We start from the raw sequence: 1,695 nt of genomic DNA on the forward strand, positions 1-1,695 counted from the left end.
TGGCTCGGGCCCATGGGCGGGCTCTGCGGCGGCTTCGTCGAGGGCTGCGCGCAGATACCCGTTTCGCAATACGGGATACGGCTCATAGACCGGGCGCTGATCGGGCGCGCCCATGAGGCGGGGCTCCAGGTTCACGTCTGGACCATCGACGATCCGGCTGAAATGAACCGCCTCATCGACGTCGGGGTCGACGGGCTCATGACCGACCAGCCGGCGGTCCTGAAGGCCGTTCTCATGGAAAGAGGGCTCTGGAGTTCCTAATAACCCTGATGCATGTGCATGAATTTAATGCGACAATTCGCGGTAACAAAGCTCTGCCGCATGCCGCTATTGTGTGTTAATTGAAACTTGTGATGCCGCAAGGAGCTGCGGAGCGCGCCGCCCGGCATGGCACCACCACCAATGCTGAATGGGAACGCGGCCATGGATTATCAGTCGAAGCTCAGTGATGCGCTGCGGTCCGTGAAGGATGAAGGCCGCTACAGGGTCTTCGTGGACATTCTGCGGCATCGCGGCGACTTTCCACGCGCCACGTTCCACACGCCGGAAGGCACGCGCGAAATCATCGTCTGGTGCTCGAACGACTATCTCGGCATGGGCCAGCATCCGGACGTTCTGGCGGCCATGCACCGCGCCATCGATGAGGTTGGCGCGGGGGCAGGGGGCACGCGCAATATTTCCGGCACCACGCGCTATCACGTCGAGCTCGAGCACGAGCTTGCCGATCTGCACCAGAAGGAAGCGGCGCTTCTTTTCACATCGGGCTACGCGGCGAACGATGCGACGCTGTCCACGCTCGCGCGGCTCTTCGGCAATTGCGTCATCATCTCGGACGAGATGAACCACGCCTCGATGATTGAAGGGATCAGGCGCGGCGGCGGGCCGAAGCGCGTGTGGAAGCACAACGATCTCGCCCATCTCGAAACGCTGCTTAAGGAACTCGATCCGGAACAGCCGAAGATCGTCGCCTTCGAGTCCGTCTATTCGATGGATGGTGATATTTCGCCCATTGGAGAGATCTGCGACCTCGCGCAGAGATACGGCGCGCTGACCTATCTAGACGAGGTTCACGCCGTCGGGCTCTACGGACCTCGCGGCGGTGGCATCGCGGAGCGGGACGGCGTGCTCGACAAGGTCGATATCATCGAAGGGACGCTCGCCAAGGGCTTCGGCGTCATGGGCGGCTATATCGCCGGCTCGGCGATGCTGATCGACGTCGTGCGCTCCTATGCGCCGGGCTTCATCTTCTCGACCTCGCTTGCGCCGGTTCTCGTCGCGGGCGTGCTCGCCGCGGTCCGTCATCTGAAGGCGAGCAACGTCGAAAGGGAGAAGCATCAGGAACGCGCCCGCACGCTGCGGCGCATGATGGCCGATGCGGGCCTCCCCGTGATGATGTGCGAAAGCCATATCGTGCCCGTGATGGTCGGCGACCCCGTCGTCTGCAAGCAGGTGAGCGACGATCTCCTGCAGGATCACGGCATCTATGTGCAGCCCATCAACTATCCCACAGTGCCGCGCGGCACGGAGCGTCTGCGTTTCACGCCTTGCCCGGTTCACACGGACGAGATGATGAGAGATCTGGTGAAGGCTCTCGATTCCGTCTGGACGCAGCGGAACATAAGGCGTGCCGCGTAACGGCGACAGCGGCAATCCGCCATCGGCCGCCTCCGGGGCAGGCGGCCGCCGCGAGGTCAT

2 protein-coding genes are annotated in these 1,695 nt (G+C 62.8%); both read left to right on the plus strand.

Annotated elements, in window-relative coordinates:
- Window positions 1-261 (plus strand): glycerophosphodiester phosphodiesterase family protein (locus WBG82_RS03520; RefSeq protein WP_424421453.1); only part of this gene is annotated, 261 nt, incomplete at its 5' end.
- 162 nt (window positions 262-423) lie between these two features.
- Complete coding sequence (hemA, locus tag WBG82_RS03525) at window positions 424-1,635, plus strand: 5-aminolevulinate synthase (RefSeq protein ID WP_424421456.1); 1,212 nt, start codon at window positions 424-426, stop codon at window positions 1,633-1,635.
- Window positions 1,636-1,695: the final 60 nt, after the last annotated feature.

Origin of the sequence: Parvibaculum sp. (genome assembly GCF_049671045.1) — a bacterium.
Taxonomy (GTDB): domain Bacteria; phylum Pseudomonadota; class Alphaproteobacteria; order Parvibaculales; family Parvibaculaceae; genus Parvibaculum.